The organism is Umezawaea sp. Da 62-37 (assembly GCF_032460545.1).
GTDB lineage: Bacteria > Actinomycetota > Actinomycetes > Mycobacteriales > Pseudonocardiaceae > Umezawaea.
Map to the genome: position 1 here is coordinate 447,096 of NZ_CP135965.1, position 16,051 is coordinate 463,146.

Annotated in this window: 15 protein-coding genes; 10 read left to right on the plus strand and 5 right to left on the minus strand. The window is 71.7% G+C overall.

Annotation, left to right across the window (positions count from 1 at the left end; genetic code table 11):
- Nucleotides 1-53 precede the first annotated feature (53 nt).
- Genes RM788_RS01935 through RM788_RS01955 form a run of 5 tightly spaced genes read left to right on the plus strand, consistent with a single transcriptional unit; the run spans nucleotide 54 to nucleotide 7,395 of the window.
- The gene (locus RM788_RS01935) at nucleotides 54-3,221 is read left to right on the plus strand and encodes a non-ribosomal peptide synthetase (protein ID WP_315929705.1); all 3,168 of its coding nucleotides are present in this window, start codon (nucleotides 54-56) and stop codon (nucleotides 3,219-3,221) included.
- Nucleotides 3,214-4,011, plus strand: a complete 798-nt coding sequence (locus RM788_RS01940) for a thioesterase domain-containing protein (RefSeq protein WP_315929706.1) — start codon at nucleotides 3,214-3,216, stop codon at nucleotides 4,009-4,011. Before RM788_RS01935 ends, RM788_RS01940 begins: the two co-directional genes overlap by 8 nt.
- A gap of 8 nt (nucleotides 4,012-4,019) precedes the next feature.
- Nucleotides 4,020-5,318 (plus strand): MFS transporter, encoded by a 1,299-nt coding sequence (locus RM788_RS01945; protein ID WP_315929707.1) that lies wholly within the window; start codon nucleotides 4,020-4,022, stop codon nucleotides 5,316-5,318.
- Entirely contained in the window at nucleotides 5,315-6,526 is a 1,212-nt protein-coding gene (locus RM788_RS01950) for a benzoate/H(+) symporter BenE family transporter (protein ID WP_315929708.1), read from the plus strand. Before RM788_RS01945 ends, RM788_RS01950 begins: the two co-directional genes overlap by 4 nt.
- A gap of 53 nt (nucleotides 6,527-6,579) precedes the next feature.
- A complete protein-coding gene (locus RM788_RS01955; RefSeq protein ID WP_315929709.1) occupies nucleotides 6,580-7,395 on the plus strand; it encodes a class I SAM-dependent methyltransferase in 816 nt (271 codons plus the stop codon).
- Between the two features lie 12 nt (nucleotides 7,396-7,407).
- Here the strand turns inward: RM788_RS01955 and RM788_RS01960 are convergent, their stop codons facing one another.
- The 4 genes from RM788_RS01960 to RM788_RS01975 form a co-directional block, all read right to left on the minus strand.
- Nucleotides 7,408-9,165 carry a helix-turn-helix domain-containing protein gene (locus RM788_RS01960; RefSeq protein ID WP_315929710.1) on the minus strand — a complete coding sequence of 586 codons (1,758 nt, stop codon included), beginning with the start codon at nucleotides 9,163-9,165 and terminating at the stop codon, nucleotides 7,408-7,410.
- Between the two features lie 89 nt (nucleotides 9,166-9,254).
- Complete coding sequence (locus RM788_RS01965; protein WP_315929711.1) at nucleotides 9,255-9,839, minus strand: M48 family metalloprotease; 585 nt, start codon at nucleotides 9,837-9,839, stop codon at nucleotides 9,255-9,257.
- 155 nt (nucleotides 9,840-9,994) lie between these two features.
- Nucleotides 9,995-10,480 carry a GNAT family N-acetyltransferase gene (locus RM788_RS01970; protein ID WP_315929712.1) on the minus strand — a complete coding sequence of 162 codons (486 nt, stop codon included), beginning with the start codon at nucleotides 10,478-10,480 and terminating at the stop codon, nucleotides 9,995-9,997.
- A 32-nt stretch (nucleotides 10,481-10,512) separates the two neighbouring features.
- A complete protein-coding gene (locus RM788_RS01975) occupies nucleotides 10,513-11,091 on the minus strand; it encodes a DinB family protein (RefSeq protein WP_315929713.1) in 579 nt (192 codons plus the stop codon).
- A gap of 153 nt (nucleotides 11,092-11,244) precedes the next feature.
- Between RM788_RS01975 and RM788_RS01980 the strand changes: the two genes are divergently transcribed.
- The 3 genes from RM788_RS01980 to RM788_RS01990 are packed head-to-tail and all read left to right on the plus strand — an operon-like array spanning nucleotide 11,245 to nucleotide 13,656.
- Nucleotides 11,245-11,889, plus strand: a complete 645-nt coding sequence (locus RM788_RS01980) for a VanZ family protein (RefSeq protein ID WP_315929714.1) — start codon at nucleotides 11,245-11,247, stop codon at nucleotides 11,887-11,889.
- Between the two features lie 22 nt (nucleotides 11,890-11,911).
- Nucleotides 11,912-12,583, plus strand: a complete 672-nt coding sequence (locus tag RM788_RS01985; RefSeq protein ID WP_315929715.1) for a response regulator transcription factor — start codon at nucleotides 11,912-11,914, stop codon at nucleotides 12,581-12,583.
- Nucleotides 12,580-13,656 carry a sensor histidine kinase gene (locus RM788_RS01990; RefSeq protein ID WP_315929716.1) on the plus strand — a complete coding sequence of 359 codons (1,077 nt, stop codon included), beginning with the start codon at nucleotides 12,580-12,582 and terminating at the stop codon, nucleotides 13,654-13,656. The genes RM788_RS01985 and RM788_RS01990 overlap by 4 nt, the downstream gene beginning before the upstream one ends.
- 35 nt (nucleotides 13,657-13,691) lie before the next feature.
- Here RM788_RS01990 and RM788_RS01995 read toward each other — a convergent pair whose 3' ends face one another.
- Nucleotides 13,692-14,153 carry a MarR family winged helix-turn-helix transcriptional regulator gene (locus tag RM788_RS01995; protein WP_315929717.1) on the minus strand — a complete coding sequence of 154 codons (462 nt, stop codon included), beginning with the start codon at nucleotides 14,151-14,153 and terminating at the stop codon, nucleotides 13,692-13,694.
- 97 nt (nucleotides 14,154-14,250) lie between these two features.
- On the opposite strand from RM788_RS01995, the gene RM788_RS02000 reads away from it, so the two are divergent.
- Together RM788_RS02000 and RM788_RS02005 are read left to right on the plus strand one after the other, a co-directional pair.
- The gene (locus RM788_RS02000) at nucleotides 14,251-14,664 is read left to right on the plus strand and encodes a nuclear transport factor 2 family protein (RefSeq protein WP_315929718.1); all 414 of its coding nucleotides are present in this window, start codon (nucleotides 14,251-14,253) and stop codon (nucleotides 14,662-14,664) included.
- A gap of 66 nt (nucleotides 14,665-14,730) precedes the next feature.
- Nucleotides 14,731-16,038, plus strand: coding sequence for a serine hydrolase domain-containing protein (locus RM788_RS02005; RefSeq protein WP_315929719.1), 1,308 nt, complete (start codon nucleotides 14,731-14,733; stop codon nucleotides 16,036-16,038).
- Nucleotides 16,039-16,051: the final 13 nt, after the last annotated feature.

The following is a 16,051-nucleotide window of genomic DNA, read 5'->3' on the forward strand; positions in this document are numbered from 1 at the left end:
CGGACGCGGCACGGTCACGCCGCATGCCACCCGCAAGGAGAGAAGTACCCGAGATGACCACGTCCACGCACACCGGGACCCAGGCGCCGCTGTCCTTCGGCCAGGAACAGCTCTGGTTCCTCGACCAGCTCACCCCAGGGCTGACGACCTACAACATCCTGCTCGCGGCCCGGCTGCGTGGCCCGCTGGCGGTTCCGGTGCTGCACCGGTGCCTGAACCTGGTCGTCGCTCGCCACGACGCGCTGAGGGTCACCATCCACAACGCCGAGGGCACGCCCTACCAGGTCGTGTCCCCGCCGTCGGAGGTGGAGTTGGAGGTGGTGGAGCATCCCGGACTGGACGAGGAGGGAAGGGAAGCGGCCATCGCCGCCGCGCTGGAGGACCTGTCCACCAGCGCGTTCGACCTCGAGAACGGCCCGCTGCACCGGTACCGGGTCCTGGCGTTCGCGCCCGACGACCACGTGCTGTTCCAGAACCTGCACCACATCATCACCGACGGCTGGTCGTCGGGGATCGTGAACTCGGAGCTGGCCGTCGCCTACCGGGCGTTCGTCGAGGGGCGCGAGCCCGAGTTCGACCAGCCCGCCTCGCAGTTCACCGAGGCCGCCCGCGTGCAGCGCGAGACGATGCAGGGCGAGGTGCTGGAGGAGGAGCTGGCGTTCTGGGAGGACCGGCTCAAGGACCTCCCGACGCTGGAGTTCCCCACCGACCGCCCGCGTCCGCCCGCGCAGACCAAGCGCGCCGACTCGATCACCAAGCACCTGCCGGACCAGCTGCTGGTGTCCGCACGCGCGCTGGCCAAAGAGCACGGCGTGTCGCTGTACATGGTGCTGGCGTCCGCGCTGAACGCGGTGCTGAGCCGCTACACCGGCCAGGAGGACATCCCGATCGGCGTGCCGATGCTCGGCCGGGTCGACCCCGATGTCGAGGCCGTCGTCGGCCTGTTCGTCAACATGGTCGTGCTGCGGTCGGACCTGTCGGGCGACCCGACGTTCGCCGAACTGCTCCAGCGCACCATGGAGGCGAACTTCGACCTGTACGAGCACCAGGAGGTGCCGTTCCACCTGATCGTGGACCGGGTGCAGCCGGTGCGCGTGCCGGGCCGCAACCCGCTGTTCCAGGTGTCCACGCAGCTGCTGGGCGACGCGAACTCCGGTGGCGCGATCGACCTGCCCGGCATCACCGCCGAGCCGATCTCGTTGGCCTCCACCGGGTCGCGGTTCGACATGGCGATCGACTTCGTCGAGTCCGGCGACTCGCTGCGCGCGGTCGTCGAGTACTCGACCGACCTGTTCGACCAGTGGCGGATCGAAGCCCTGCTCGGCCACGTCGGCACCGTCGTGACCGCTGCCGCCGCCGACGCGTCGCTGACGCTGTCGCAGCTGCCGATCGTCACCGAGGCCGAGCGGGTCGAACTGCTGGAGCTGGGGCGCGGCCAGGAGGCCGATTACTCGGAGTTGCCGCTGCACGTGGCGTTCGCCGATGTCGCCGCTGCCACTCCGGACGCCGTCGCGGTCGTCTGCCGGGGCGTGGAGATCACCTACGGCGAGCTGGACCGCCGCGCCGGCCTGCTGGCGCGGCGCCTGCGCTCCCTCGGCGTGACGCACGGCAAGGTGGTGGCCGTGGTCATCGACCGCGACCTGGACGCCTACGTGGCCATGCTCGGCGTGCTGAAGGCGGGCGGCGCCTTCGCGATGATGGACCCCAAGGTCCCCACCAACCGCCTCGACTTCATGATCCGCGACACCGGCGCGCCCGTCGTGATCAGCCGCTCCCCGCTGGCGGGCGTGCTGCCCGAGGCCGACGGGTGGGCCACCGTGCTCATCGACACCGACTGGGCGGAGATCGAGCGGATCGACGCGTCGGAGCCGCTGGAGGAGTGGACGACCCGCGAGTCGCTCGCCTACGTGCTCTACACCTCCGGCTCCACCGGCACGCCGAAGGGCGTGATGATCGCGCACCGCGCGGTGTCGTTCTTCTGCGAGGCGTACAAGCGGACCTTCGACTTCGGTCCCGCGGACCGGTTGCTGCAACTGCCCGCGCTGAACTTCGACATGTCGCAGGGCGAGATCTGGACGGCGTTCCTGGTCGGCGGGCGCGTGGTCGCGGTGTCCCCGGACGACGCCCAGTCCCCGGAAGCGCTGACCGCGCTGCTGCGCGAGCAGAAGGTCACCTACGCGGGCCTGCCGCCCGCCATGCAGTCGGTCATGGAGCCGGGACCCTACCCGGACCTGAAGTACGTCATGGGCGGCGCGGAGGTGCTCCCGCCGGAGCTGGTCAACAAGTGGAACCTGCCCGGCCGCAAGTACCTCAACCTGTACGGCCCGACCGAGTGCGCGATCGGCCAGACGCAGTACGAGGTCGAGCAGATCGAGTGGAGGACGCCGCCGCCCATCGGCCGTCCGCAGCTCAACCGGCAGGTCTACATCGTCGACCGGTTCGACCGGCTCGTGCCCAAGGGCGTGAACGGCGAACTGCTCATCGGCGGCGCCGAGGGCGGCCTGGCGCGCGGCTACCTCAACCAGCCGGAGATGACCGCCGAGAAGTTCATCACCGACCCGTTCGACCCGACCAGCAAGGTCTACCGCAGCGGTGACCTGGTGCGGTGGAGCGCGCAGGGGCAGATCGAGTTCCTCGGCCGCATCGACAACCAGGTGAAGCTGCGCGGCCTGCGCATCGAGCTGGGCGAGATCGAGACGGCGCTCCAGGGCCACCCCGGTGTCCTGCGCGCGGTCGTGCTGATGCGGCCGGACCGGCGGGGGGAGAACCGCCTCGTCGGCTACTTCACGTCGGTGGGCGAGCCGCCGTCGGCGGACGCGCTGCGCGACCACCTCGCCGAGTCGCTGCCGGACTACATGGTGCCGACGGCGTGGGTCCCGCTCGACAAGTTCCCGATGAACAACGACGGTTGGAAGATCAACCGGAACAACCTGCCCGACCCGGTGGAGAACGACGGCGACCGCGACTTCAACGCGCCGTCCACGCCCACCGAGATCGAGGTCGCCAAGTGCTTCGCCGACGTCCTGGGCGTCGAGCGGATCGGCGTGGACGACAGCATCTTCGACATCGGCGGCAACTCGTTGCAGGCCCTGCGGCTGGTGAGCCGGATCAACAAGACGTTCAAGATCCGCATCACCGTCCGGCTGCTGTACGGCAACGCCACGGTCGGCGCCATCTCCCAGACGGTGGACGCGATGGTGGAGGCCAAGGCGAATGGCTGACCTGGAGCGGATCGTGCCGCTGAACGCCGGGGGCGACCTGCCCCCGCTGTTCTGCGTGCACGCGGTGTCGGGCTCGGCGTACTCGTACGCCGGGCTCGCCCGCGCGCTCGGCGACCGCCCGGTCCTGGGTTTCGAGGCGCCGGGGTTCGACAACGACCGCACCCCGGTGCCGTCGTTGACCGCCCTCGCCGAGGAGTACGTCGGGATCCTGCGGGAGTTCCGGCCCGAGGGCCCCTACCTGCTCTTCGGGTGGTCCCTCGGCGGGCTGGTGGCGTTCGAGATGGCGAAGCGGCTCGTCGAGGCGGGCGCGGAGGTGGGCCTGCTGTTCATCGTGGACGCGGGCATGCCGATCGTCATGGACCTGCCGCCCGAGCGGGAAACCCTGGTGCGCTACATCCGCGACATGGCGGGCACGTCGAACGAGTCGCCGCCCGGTCTCGACGAGCTGGCCGCGGGCTGGCCGGACGACGCCGATCCGGAGGTGGTGTTCGAGCAGGTCGAGGCGGCGGGGATCCTGCCCGAGGAGATCGACGCCTACGTGCTCGGCGAGCAGTACGCGGTGTTCCACGCGCTGCTGGAGGGTTTCTACTCCATCGACGTCGCGGGAACCTACGAGGGCCCGGCCGTGCACGTCCTGGCGGAGCACTCCCCCACCGAGGACATGCGTTGGGACAAGCGGCTTCCCGACCTCGTGGAGCACACCGTCGCCGACAGCACCCACCACTCGATCCTGACCGGCGACGCCCTCGCGGAACTGGTCCGGCTCGTCCACAAGCACCTCGGCGACTAGGGAAGAACGTGTCCATCACCGACCCCGAACAGACGATCGAGCCCAAGCCGAAGGAGAGGAGCCTCTGGTACAACGGCGACTTCCTCAAGTTCTGGTTGGGCGAGACGGTCTCGCTGCTGGGAACCCAGGTCACGATCCTGGCCCTGCCGCTCACCGCCATCTACTCGCTGAACGCCACCGACAGCCAGGTCGGCGTGCTGCGGTTCGTCCAGCTGGCCCCCTACCTGGGGCTGGCTCTGCTGCTCGGCATCTGGGTCGACCGCGTGCGCAGGCGGCAGGTGATGCTGTGGGCGAACTTCGCCAGGATGGTGCTGATCGGCCTCATCCCCCTGCTGTACGCGACGGACCTGCTGACCATCCCGGCGCTGCTGGTCATCGCGTGCCTCATCGGGGTGGCGTCGGTGCTGTTCGACCTCAGCTGGATGTCCTACGTGCCGACGCTGGTGAAGAAGCCGGAGCACTACGTCGAGGCGAGCGCCAAGATGGGCATCAGCTCGTCCACGGCGGACGTGGCGGGCCCCGGCCTCGCGGGCCTCGTGGTGGCGTGGCTGACCGCTCCGGTCGCGCTGGTCGTGCAGACCGGCACCTACCTGGTGTCGATCGTGTCGCTGCTGCTGATCCGCGTCGAGGAGCCCAAGCCCCCCAAGGCCGAGGACCGGCACGCGTTCCGGGAGCTGAAGGAGGGCGTGCGCTGGGTGTTCGGCAAGCCGCTGCTGCGGTGGCTGGCCATCATCGGGTTCTGCTGCAACTTCTCGATGATCACCACCTGGACGATGTTCCTGCTCTACGGCACGCGCACGCTCGGGCTGGACTCCACGACGCTGGGCCTGATCTTCGGCACGGCGTCGGTCGGCGGCCTGATCGGCGCCGTGGTGTCCCGCAGGGTCATCGGGCGGTTCCCGACCGGCCCGACGTACTTCATCGCGCAGAGCGGCCTGCTCCTCGGGCCGCTGCTGATCGTGCTGGCGGGCGGGCCGAAGCCGTTGATGATCGGCATGTTCATCGCCTCGTTCTTCACCACGTACCTGGGGCTGGGCATCGCGGGCGTGATCATCGTGGCGGTGCGGCAGACGCTGACGCCGCAGTCGATGATGGGCCGCATGACGGCGTCGTTCCGCACCCTGCTGTTCGGCGGCGGCGCGCTCGGCGGCCTGGCGGCGGGTCTGCTCTCCGACGCCATCGGCCCGCGCAACGCGCTGATCGCGGCGGCCGCGGCGTCCGCGCTGGTGATCGTCGGCCTGGTCATCTCGCCCGTCAGCAGGCTGCGCGAGATGCCGGAGCCGGTAGTCGAACCCACCGCGGCGTGACGGCGGAGATCTCCGGCGACCGGGGACGGCGGCACCTCCTGAAGGACGTGTCGCTGTCCTCGGTCGTCGCCGGCCTGCTCGCGGTCGTCGTGTCGTACTCGGGGCCGATGGTGATCGTGCTGGCCGCCGCGAAGGCCGGTCACCTCACGCCGGGGCAGACGACGTCGTGGGTGTGGGCGGTGTCGCTGGGCAGCGGGCTGACGTGCGTGCTGCTCAGCCTGTGGACCAGGACGCCCGTGGTGACGGCCTTCTCCACGCCGGGCGCCGCGCTGCTGGTGACCACCCTCGGCGACCACCCGTACGGCGCCGCCATCGGGGCGTTCGCGCTGGCGGGCCTGCTGACGGCGGTGGTCGGCTTCTCGGGGCTGTTCGGCAGGTTCATGTCGGTCATCCCGACGCCGATCGTGTCCGGCGTGCTGGCGGGCATCCTCTTCGCCTTCGGGGTGGACGCCTTCCGCGCCTTGGGCGTCGCGCCGCTGGTCGTGGGCGCGGTCGTCGTCGGCTACCTGGTGGTCAAGCGCTTCAGCGCCCGGTACGCGGTGCTGGGCGGCCTGCTCCTGGGCGTCCCGGCGGCGCTGGCGACCGGCACCCGCCTGTCGTCGGTGTCGCTGGAGTGGGCGCGTCCGGAGTGGACGACGCCGCAGTTCACCGTCGCGTCCGTGATCAGCATCGGCATCCCGATGTTCATGGTGACCATGGCCTCGCAGAACGCGCCCGGCCTGGCCGTCCTGCGGACGGCGGGCTACCCGACCCCGGACCGCCTGCTCGTCGGCACGACGGGCGTGGCCTCGGTCCTGCTCGCGCCGTTCGGCTCGCACGCGATCAACCTCGCCGCCATCACCGCGGCCATCTGCACCGGCGAGGAGGCCCACCCGGACCCCCGCCGCCGGTACACCGCGGCCGTGGCGTGCGGGGCGTTCTACGTGGTCGTGGGAGCCTTCGGGGCCACCCTGCTGGGCGTCTTCCTCGCCCTGCCGACCCAGTTGGTCGCGGCGGTGGCCGGGGTGGCGCTGCTCGGGGCGCTCGGGGCCGCCGTCACCGACACCACGTCGCTCGGCACGCACCGGGAGGGGGCGCTCATCGCGTTCCTCACGACGGCCTCCGGTGTCACCCTCCTGGGCATCGGCTCCGCCTTCTGGGGCCTCCTCTTCGGCACCGCCGCCCACTTCGTCGTCACCCGCAAGGCCTCCGCCGACGCGCCGGGGTGATCTCCGGTGCCCGCGCACTGGTCACGGGCAGGGCGTCGTGGCAGGGTTCCGGCATGGCAACTCCCGATGGCATAGCGGGCGTGTTCGACCGGGCCGCCGACACCTACGACGAGGTGGGCGTCCCGTGGTTCCGGCCGATCGCGGCGGGCCTGGCCGAGCTGTTGGCGGTGCGGCCGGGGGAACGCGTGCTCGACATCGGTTGCGGGCGCGGAGCGCTCCTGGAGCCGCTCGCCGACGCGGCGGGACCGACGGGCCGGGTGCTGGGCATCGACCTCGCGCCGCGGATGGCGCACCACGCGGCGGAGGACTTCCGCCACCTGCCGCAGGTCGAGGTCCGGGTGGCCGATGCCTCGGCACCCGGACTCCCCCGGTCGTCGTTCGACGTCGTCGGGTCGTCGCTGGTGCTGTTCTTCCTCCCCGACCCGGCCGCCGCGCTCGCCGCCTGGACCGGACTGCTGGTCGACGGCGGCAGGCTCGGCGTGACGACCTTCGGCCCGCAGGACGAGCGGTGGCGGGAGATCGACGCGATCTTCACCCCCCACCTCCCGCAGCGGTTGCTCGACGCGCGCACGAGCGGGCAGCGCGGGCCGTTCGCCTCCGACGACGGGGTCGAGCGGTTGCTCGGCGACGCTGGTCTCACCGACGTGCGCACGGCCCACCGGACGGTCGAGGCCGCCTTCCGCGACGCCGAGCACCTGGTGGAGTTCTCCTGGTCGCACGGCCAGCGCGTGATGTGGGAATCGGTCCCGGAGCACGAGCACCCCGCGTTGCGGCAGCGGATGCTCGACATGGCCCGCGGCTTCGGCGACGCGTCCGGCGGGTTCTCCTTCACCCAGCAGGTCCGGTACACGCTGGGGCGCCGTCCCTAGGGCTGCACCGGGTCACGTCCGCAGGCGAGGCAGGGCCTCGTTGAGGCGCAGCAGCAGGTGCAGGTCCAGCGCGCGGTCCGGCTCCCGCCAGTTCTGCCCGAGCAGCCGGTCGATCACCGCGAGCCGCTGGTAGAGCGTGTTCACGTGCACACCCAGCTCGGTCGCGGCGGCCGCGGGCCGCCTGCCGTGGTCCAGGAACGCGTGCAGCGTGCGCACCAGCGGCACCGAGCGCTGCCGCTCCTCCGCCAGCACGGCCCCGAGTTCGCGGTCGACCATGCCCCGCACGTTCTGCCGACCCTGCTGGCTGAGCAGGACCTGGTACACGCCAAGGCCTTCGGCCGAGGTCAGCCCTCCGGTCCGGCCGAGCGCGACCAGCGCGTCCAGCGCCTGTTCGGCCTGACGGCGGCAGCGGGCCAGATCCCCCGCCCCGGCCGCCGGTCCCGCGATCCCCGCGGTGAGCCCGGCCGAGTCGTCCCAGCTCGCGGCCAACGCCTCCGGGTCGTCGACGGGCACGGCCGCGAGCAGCCGCCCGCCCTCGACGGCCACGGCCGACCCCTCCGGCAGCGCGGCCAGGAGCAGGGACCTGGCGGCCGGGGTGCTCGGCCGCGCCACCAGGACGCTGTACGTCCGGGCCGCGTCGAGCCCGGCGCCCCGGAGCTGCCGCGCGGCGTCGACCGCGGGCCGGGACAGCAGGTCCAGCAGGTGGGCGTCGCGGGTGAGCCGGTCCGCGCGCTCGACGGCCTCCTGCCCCACGAGGACCAGCGCGAGCGCGGGAGCGGCCCGTTCCAGCAGCAGCCGGTCGTCGGCGCTCGGCTCGGCCGACCCGGCCAGCACCAGCGCGCCCAGCACACGACGGCCCGCGATCACCGGCTGCACCAGCAGGTCCCCGACGAGGGTGGCCGTGCTCGTGCCGTCGAGGGCGTCCAGCACCGGCCGGAGCACGTCGGCGTGCACGGGCGGTCGTTCGCCCGCGCAGGCGAACACCACCTCGTCGGCCGCCGAAGCGGTGACCTCCCCGAGCAGGTCGTCCACGCCACCGCCGTCGAGCACGACGCGGGTGAGCCGCCGATCCCAGTGCAGGGTCCGTTCGAGCCTGTCCACGGTCGCCCGCGACGCCTGCGCCGACCGGGCGTTGTCGATCGCCACCGCCGCATGCGCGGCCAGCGCGGACAGCAGCGCGATCTCGTCCTCGCTGAAGCTGCGCTCCTGCCGCTTGCACGCCAGCAGCGCGCCGAACACCCGGCCGTGCGCCCCGAGCGGCACGCCGAGCAGCCCGCGGATGTTCTCCGCCGTCGCCGCCCGGTCCGCGCCCGCGTCGTGGCTGATGTCGGGGTCGGCGCGGTAATCGGCCGTCCACACCGGTTCGCCGCGCGCCACCACGGCGGCGGCGATGCCGGTGTCGAGCGGGATGCTCAGCCCCAGCAGGTGGGGGGTGAGCGCGCCGTCGGCGATGTCGATGCGCAGGTGGTCGTCCTCGACCAGCGCGAGGTAGGTCAGGTCGACGCCGAGCAGCCGCCGCGCCTGGCCGACGACCTCCCCGACCAGGTCGTCCGGGTCGTGCAGGGTCGCCAGGCGGCGGGCGATGTCGTTGAGCGCGGCCAGTTCGGTCGCACGCTGCCGCCGCTGGTCGAGCAGGGAGCGCAGCCGCAGCGCGGAATGGGCGTCGCGGTCGACGACCGGGTCACCACCCGACGCGCGCAGCTCGTCGTGGTGCCGGGCCAGCGCGTCGGCCGACGCGTCGTCGAGGAGCAGATCCAGCCACGAGGTCACCAGGACTCCCTTCGAGTGGACGGAAGCTCCACCCTATCGGGTCACGGATGGAGAGTCCGCACATTGCCGGAAAGAGGTGTGGGCGGACATCACCCCCGCGGCCCCCGGTAGTCGCGAGCGCCGAGGAACTCGCGGTGCGCGGCGTCGTACCAGGCCGTCAGCTCGACGTCGATCCGGGCGGAGTCGGCGTCGGCGAGCACGAACCGCGGATCCTGGCTCGGCCACGCCTCCGCCATCCGCGCCCGCAGGCCCAGCGGCGGGTGCGACCCCCACAGGTCGGTGCGCCGCAAGGAGAGTTGACGCAACGCGGGCAGCTCGTCCCGCGTGGCCTCGTGCGTCGACTCCGCCATCGCCGCCCACCGCGACGCTGGCCTGGTCTCGGCGTGGTGGACCAGCAGGCTCGCGATCCGGTCGACAAGGGCGAACAGCGTCGACGCCTGCTCGCGACGCAGCACCCGCCCGCGCGCGGGAGTGCGGCCCAGCCGCGGCCGCAGGACGTACGCGAGCACCACCAGCACCACGCCGAGCAGGCCGCCCCAGCTGAAGAAGTCCCGCAGCACCAGCACAACCCCGTAGAGCAGCAGCCCGACGGGCACCAGCGTCAACACCACCGACACGACCACCAGCGCGACATGCGCGGCCGTCCACCCCGGTTTGGTCGGCCGAGGTTCCACTCGCAGGCCGGGCACCACGGCAGATCGGTCCGCGGTCCCACGAGGGCGTGCGCGCACTCGGGGCACGCGTCGGTCGTCGAGGTGATCTTCACAACCGTGGAGTGTGGCGTCCCGACGACCACCGAGAACCCCGTTCGCCGAAACCCGGCCCGGATCTAGGCGGTCAGTCGCAGTTCGTACCGGCTGACCACCACCGCGGACGGTCCACTCGGCCCCGCGGTTGCGACGCGCAGATCACCGCGGTGCTCGAACCCGACCGTCTCGTAGTACTCGCGCAGCCGGGCGTTGGTGGCGACGCAGTCCAAGCGCAGGGCCTCACCACCTTTGTCGCGCACGGAATCCACCGCCCAGTCCAGGACGACGCCACCCAGCCCCGACGCCCAGCGCCGCACGGCCAGGCGGTGCACATATCCCGCGGCACCGGGGAGATCACCCCACAGGGCGTCCGCCCGGTCCAAGGTCACCGTCGCGGCGACCACTCCCCCGACCAGCACCAGCCTCGTCTCGCGCCTGCGGATGGCGCCGGTGATCCACGACATCTCGAAACGCGCGGGCCACTGGTCGACACCCTTGGCCTGGAGCCACGCCGCCGCCTCGTCCAGCACGCTCAGCACCTCACCGGCCTGATCGGCTGTGGCCACTCAAAACGCCACCGGGCTGCCGTTCCACGTCCTCACCCTGGACGGCGATGATCGGCTGCTCTCGCCGCCCGCTCGACTTCCGCGCACCGGTTCTCCCAGAAAGCCGCGTCCCGCCCCTGTGTGCCCGCGTCCAGCCCACCGTCCACCTGCTCCCGCAGGATGTCGGCGTGCCCGGCGTGCCGACTGGTCTCGGTGAGCATGTGGACAAGGACGTTGAACAGCACCACGTCGGGACGCGGCCACCAGGGCACGTGGCCGGGTGAGTCGACGGCCAGTGCGGCGATCGTCGCGTCGGCGTGCTCCCAAGCGCGCCGGTATCGGCCGGTGACCTCCTCGCGCGTCTCGTGCTCGGTCGCCCACATGTCGGTGCCGCGCTGCCCGAGGTCGTCCCACCGGGGAATGGGCTCGGGAAAGGGTCGGTCGAAGACCTCGCCGAAGTAGCGGGACTCCGACACCGCCAGGTGTTTGACCAGACCGAGGAGGTTGGTGCCGGTCGAGGTCAGGGGGCGGCGGATGTCGTACTCGGACAGCCCGTCGAGCTTGCGGAGCACCGCTTCGCGGATCTCCCGCAGGTCGCCGTGCAGGTACTCCTTCGCGAAATCATCGATCACAGCGCACCAGCCTGCACCACCAGCCGCGTCCCCGACCACGTATCGCCGACGTATCCAAAACCGCATACGCCACGGCAACGGCCCACCGTCTTCACTGGAGCCGTGACCCAAAGCCCATCCCCGTCAACACTTCCCTTCCGCACGCGCGGGATCGTGCTCATCAGCCTCGCGGTCCTCGGCCTCGCCGCCGCCGCGTACGTCGTGCGGAGGCCGCTGCTGATGGCTGCTCCGGCCTGCATGGCCGGGCGGTGGGACGGGTGCTACACGACGGAGAACGGCGTGCTGTTCATGATGGTGGTGGCGTTGCCGCTGTCCATCCTGGTGGTCTGGGCCCTGGCGCGGCGTCGGCGGGCCGTCGGTGTCGCCCAGGCGTGGCGGAAGTCGTGGGCCGAGGTGGGCATGGTGCACGGGACGGCGCCGTTCGTGTGGATGACGATGATGCCGGGCGAGGGGGCGGGGATCGTGCCCGGTCGGGTGAGCCTGGTGCCGCTGCGGGACCTGGCGACGATGGGGGCGTTGGGGATCGTGGCCAACCTGCTGCTGTTCGCGGCGCTGGGGTTCTTCGCTCCGATGCGGTTCGCGGCGCTGGCGTCCGTGCCGCGCATCCTGGCGCTGGGCGCGGGCTGTTCGATCCTGGTCGAGACCGCGCAGTACGCCTTCCAACTGGACCGGGTGTCGTCCGTGGACGACGTCCTGGTCAACGCCACCGGCGCCGCGCTGGCCGCGTTGGCCTCGCGCCACTGGTGGCGCGCCAGGGCTGAGGTGCGACCCGACCCAGCTCCGGTACCGGCGGGCTGAGCACCGACCCTAGGCTTCGGACATGCGCGTGCTGATCGTGGAGGACGAGCCCTACCTGGCCGAAGCCGTCCGCGACGGTCTGCGGCTGGAGGCGATCGCCGCCGACATCGCGGGCGACGGCGACTCCGCCCTGGAACTGCTCGGCGTCAACTCCTACGACCTCGTGATCCTCGACCGCGACATCCCCGGCCCCTCCGGCGACGAGGTCGCCCGGCGGATCGTCGCCTCCGGCAGCGGCATCCCGATCCTCATGCTCACGGCGGCCGACCGAATCGACGACAAGGCGTCCGGGTTCGGGCTCGGAGCCGACGACTACCTCACCAAGCCGTTCGACCTGCGGGAGCTGGTGATGCGGCTCAGGGCGCTCGACCGCAGACGCGCGCACGCCCGGCCGCCGGTGCACGAGATCGCGGGCCTGCGGCTGGATCCCTTCCGCCGCGAGGTCTTCCGCGACGGGCGGTTCGTCGCGCTCACCCGCAAGCAGTTCGCCGTGCTCGAAGTCCTCGTCACGGCCGAAGGCGGTGTCGTCAGCGCCGAGGACCTGCTGGAGCGGGCGTGGGACGAGAACGCCGACCCCTTCACCAACGCCGTCCGCATCACCGTCTCGGCGCTGCGCAAACGGCTCGGCGAACCATGGTTGATCGCCACGGTGCTCGGCGTCGGCTACCGGATCGACACCGGCGGGCGCCCGTGACCAGACGTCCGGGGCTCAGCGCCCGCTTGCGGCTCACCCTCAGCTACGCCGGGGTCGTCCTCGTCACCGGTGCCGTCCTGCTGGTCGTGGCGTGGTTCTTCCTGCTGCGCCTCGTCCCCGACAACTCGCAGGGCCTGCTCTGGGTCTCCCCCAACCAGTACCTGCTCGTGCGGATCTTCGGCCGCGCCGCCGCGATCGCGCTGACCTTCCTGCTCGTGCTGGGTCTGCTGGGCGGCTGGGTCCTCGCGGGCCGGATGCTGGCACCGCTCACCCGGATCGCGGGCGCGGCGCGGATGGCCGCGGACGGGTCGCTGTCCCACCGGATCCGCCTGGAAGGCCGCGAGGACGAGTTCCGCGAGCTGGCCGACGTGTTCGACACCATGCTCGAACAGCTCGAGTCGCACGTCGCCGAGCAGCGCAGGTTCGCCGCGAACGCCTCCCACGAGCTGCGCACCCCGCTGGCGATCTCACGGGCACTGCTCGACGTCGCCCGCCAGGACCCCGCACGGGACCAGGGCGAACTGGTCGAACGGCTGCACACGGTCAACACGCGGGCGATCGACCTCACCGAGGCCCTCCTGCTGCTCAGCCGCGGCGACAGCGGGAACTTCACCCGCGAACCCGTCGACCTCTCCCTCATCGCCGAGGAGACCGCCGAAACGCTGCTCCCCCTCGCCGAACAGCGCGGGGTCGCGCTGGAGGTCACCGGGGAGCCGACGTGGACGGTCGGCTCGGCGGCGCTCGTGCTGCGGATGGTGGCGAACCTCGTCCAGAACGCCATCGTCCACAACCTGCCCGCCGGCGGCACCGTCGCGGTCCACACCGAGTCGCTGCCCGGCGAGAGCGTGCTGCGGGTCGAGAACACCGGTCCTCAGCTCCCACCGGAGCTGGTGCCCACGCTCACCGAGCCCTTCCGGCGCGGAGCGGAACGCGTGCGCACCGACGAGCACGCGGGCGTCGGGCTTGGGCTGGCGATCGTGAACAGCGTCGTCCGAGCCCACGACGGGACCCTCGACCTCGCACCCCGCCCCACCGGCGGTCTCCTCGTCACGGTCCGACTCCCCGGCGGCTGATCCCGGACGCGGGAATCCGGTGGTGGACGCCGTCGCTACCGCTCGTGCCCCGGTCGGGTCGGCACGGATGCGGCGACGAGCGCAAGGAGCCGGTCGAGTTCGACCCGGTCCTCGGGGGACAGCGCCATGAGGAGTTCGTCCTGCATGGTGCGGAAGGAGCCTTCGAGCCGGGCGAGCAGCTCACGGCCCGCCGCCGTCATCTCGAGCCTGTTGCGGCGCGAGTCGGCGGGATCCGGTCCGCGGCTCACGAAGCCACCGTGTTCCAGGGCGACGGCTTCCTCGGAGACACTCCTCCGGTCCATCCCGAGCCGGCGTCCCAGATCGGCCTGGCTCGACGGCCCGAACTCGTCGATGACCGCGAGCATGCCGTAGGCCGCTTTCGAGGCGCCGAGCTCGGACACGCGCTCCACGGCGAGCTGGCCCGCCCGTGATGCCGCCAGCGTGATCGCGTAGCTCGTCAGCGCGCGAAGCCGTGCCGGGGCCTCACTGAAATCCACCCCGGAAGGCTAGACCACCGCCCTCGCACCGGCTACGTTGAGCACTCAACGTTGCAAATTCAACGCTGCGTTGCCAACTCAACGAAAGGCTCGTGCCATGACCTCCTCCCCCGACCTGCTGATCCCGCGGATCTTCGCCGCGATCGACGACCACCGGTTCGACGACCTCCCCGCCTTCTACACGGCGGAGGTGCGGGCCGACACCGCGGTCGGGCACATCTCGGGCCGCGAACAGCTCGTCGCCACGCTGCGGGCGATCCACGAGCCGGTGCCCGTGCTCCAGCACCTCGTGACCGGCGTCATCGTCGATCCGCACGGGGACGAGGCCGACGTCCGCGCCAACGTCGTCGCCACCTTCTGCGACGAGGAGCACCGCCCCACCCTGGAGGGCGCCAGCGTCTGGCGCGGTCGTCTGCGCCGCACCGAGCAGACCTGGCGGGTGTCCGAGTTCAGCCTCGACCTCGTGTGGACCCGCGGCACGATGCCCACCGAGTGGGCGGCGTCGAGCTAGCGGCCCTCCGCGTATGGCGGGCGTATCGAAAACCGCATACGCCACCGCAACGATCTTCCGACTTCCATGGGCGACAACGACCAGCGGTGGACCCGCAACGGTCGGTTCGTCGAGGGGAGGAAGACCGTGATCATGGACTCGGATTCAGCGCGTGGTGTCGACCGGAGGCGGCTGCTCGGGTGGGGCGGCCTGGCGGCCGCGGGCGTGGCGGTGGCGGGTGTGCCGCTGGTGGGCGTCCGGCCCGGCCACGCCGACCCGGCCCCCGCCGACGCGGGCCTCCCGCCCGACACCCTGCCCGGCGGCGCCTACGACCGGTACCTGGCCCGACTGGCCGCCGAGGGCAGGTTCTCCGGCGTGGTGGTGCTGTCGCACCGGGGGCGGACGGTGCTGTCGCGCAGCTACGGCATGGCCGACAGGGAGAAGGGGATCCGCAACCACGAGGGCATCGCGGTCAGCCTCAGCTCGGCGGCCAAGCCGTTCTGCGCGGTGGCCGTCCTGCAACTGGTGCAGCAGGGCCGGTTGCGGCTGACGGACACCGTGGGCACCCACCTGACGGGCTTCCCCGCGGAGATCGCCGACCAGGTGACCGTCCACCACATGCTCAGCGACACCTCCGGGCTGGAAACCCCCGAGCAGGACCTGGAACGCGTTTTCCAGAGCCGGGAGGAGGTGCGCGAGTACAACGAGCGGTGGACCCGGCAGGCCAGGCTCGTGGCAGCCCCCGGCACCGGCACCAACGGCCACTCCGGCGCCAACTTCGCCATCCCCGTGCAGATCGTGGAAGCCGTGACCGGCATGACGTACTGGGACTACCTCGAGGAGAACATCTTCAGGCGCGCGGGCATGACCGGTTCGGCGTTCTGCACCAGGCCGCAGTGGCTCACCGACAAGCACATCGCGCACTCGTACATGACGGTGGCCGACGGCAGCCAGGTCGACGCCGTCCGCAACCTGGACCAGGGCAGCCCGAACCCGTACGAGCTGGGCAAGAACCCCGGCCGGAACTTCATCGACTACGATGGCTTCGCCACCGCGCCGGACCTGGTCCGGTTTACGCGGGCGCTGTACGACGGCACGGTGCTGGACCGCGTGTACGGCGAGGTGCTCACCGCGGCCAAGCTCCCCCACGCCCCGCAGCCCGAAGGCGGGCGGTCGGCTTCCGCTGAGACGTCGTACGGGGCATACCTGATGGCCGTCGCGATCGTCAACGGCCAGTGGCTGTACAGCCGGGCGGGCGTCAACCCCGGCAGCGCCGCCAACTGGAGCGTCTACCCGCACACCGACTGGGTCGGCGTCGTCCTGAGCAACAGCGACAGCGCGCCCTTGCAGGAGATCCTCCAGCAGGAGACCCTGGCCGTCACCGGCGCACGGTGACGCGCGTCCGACT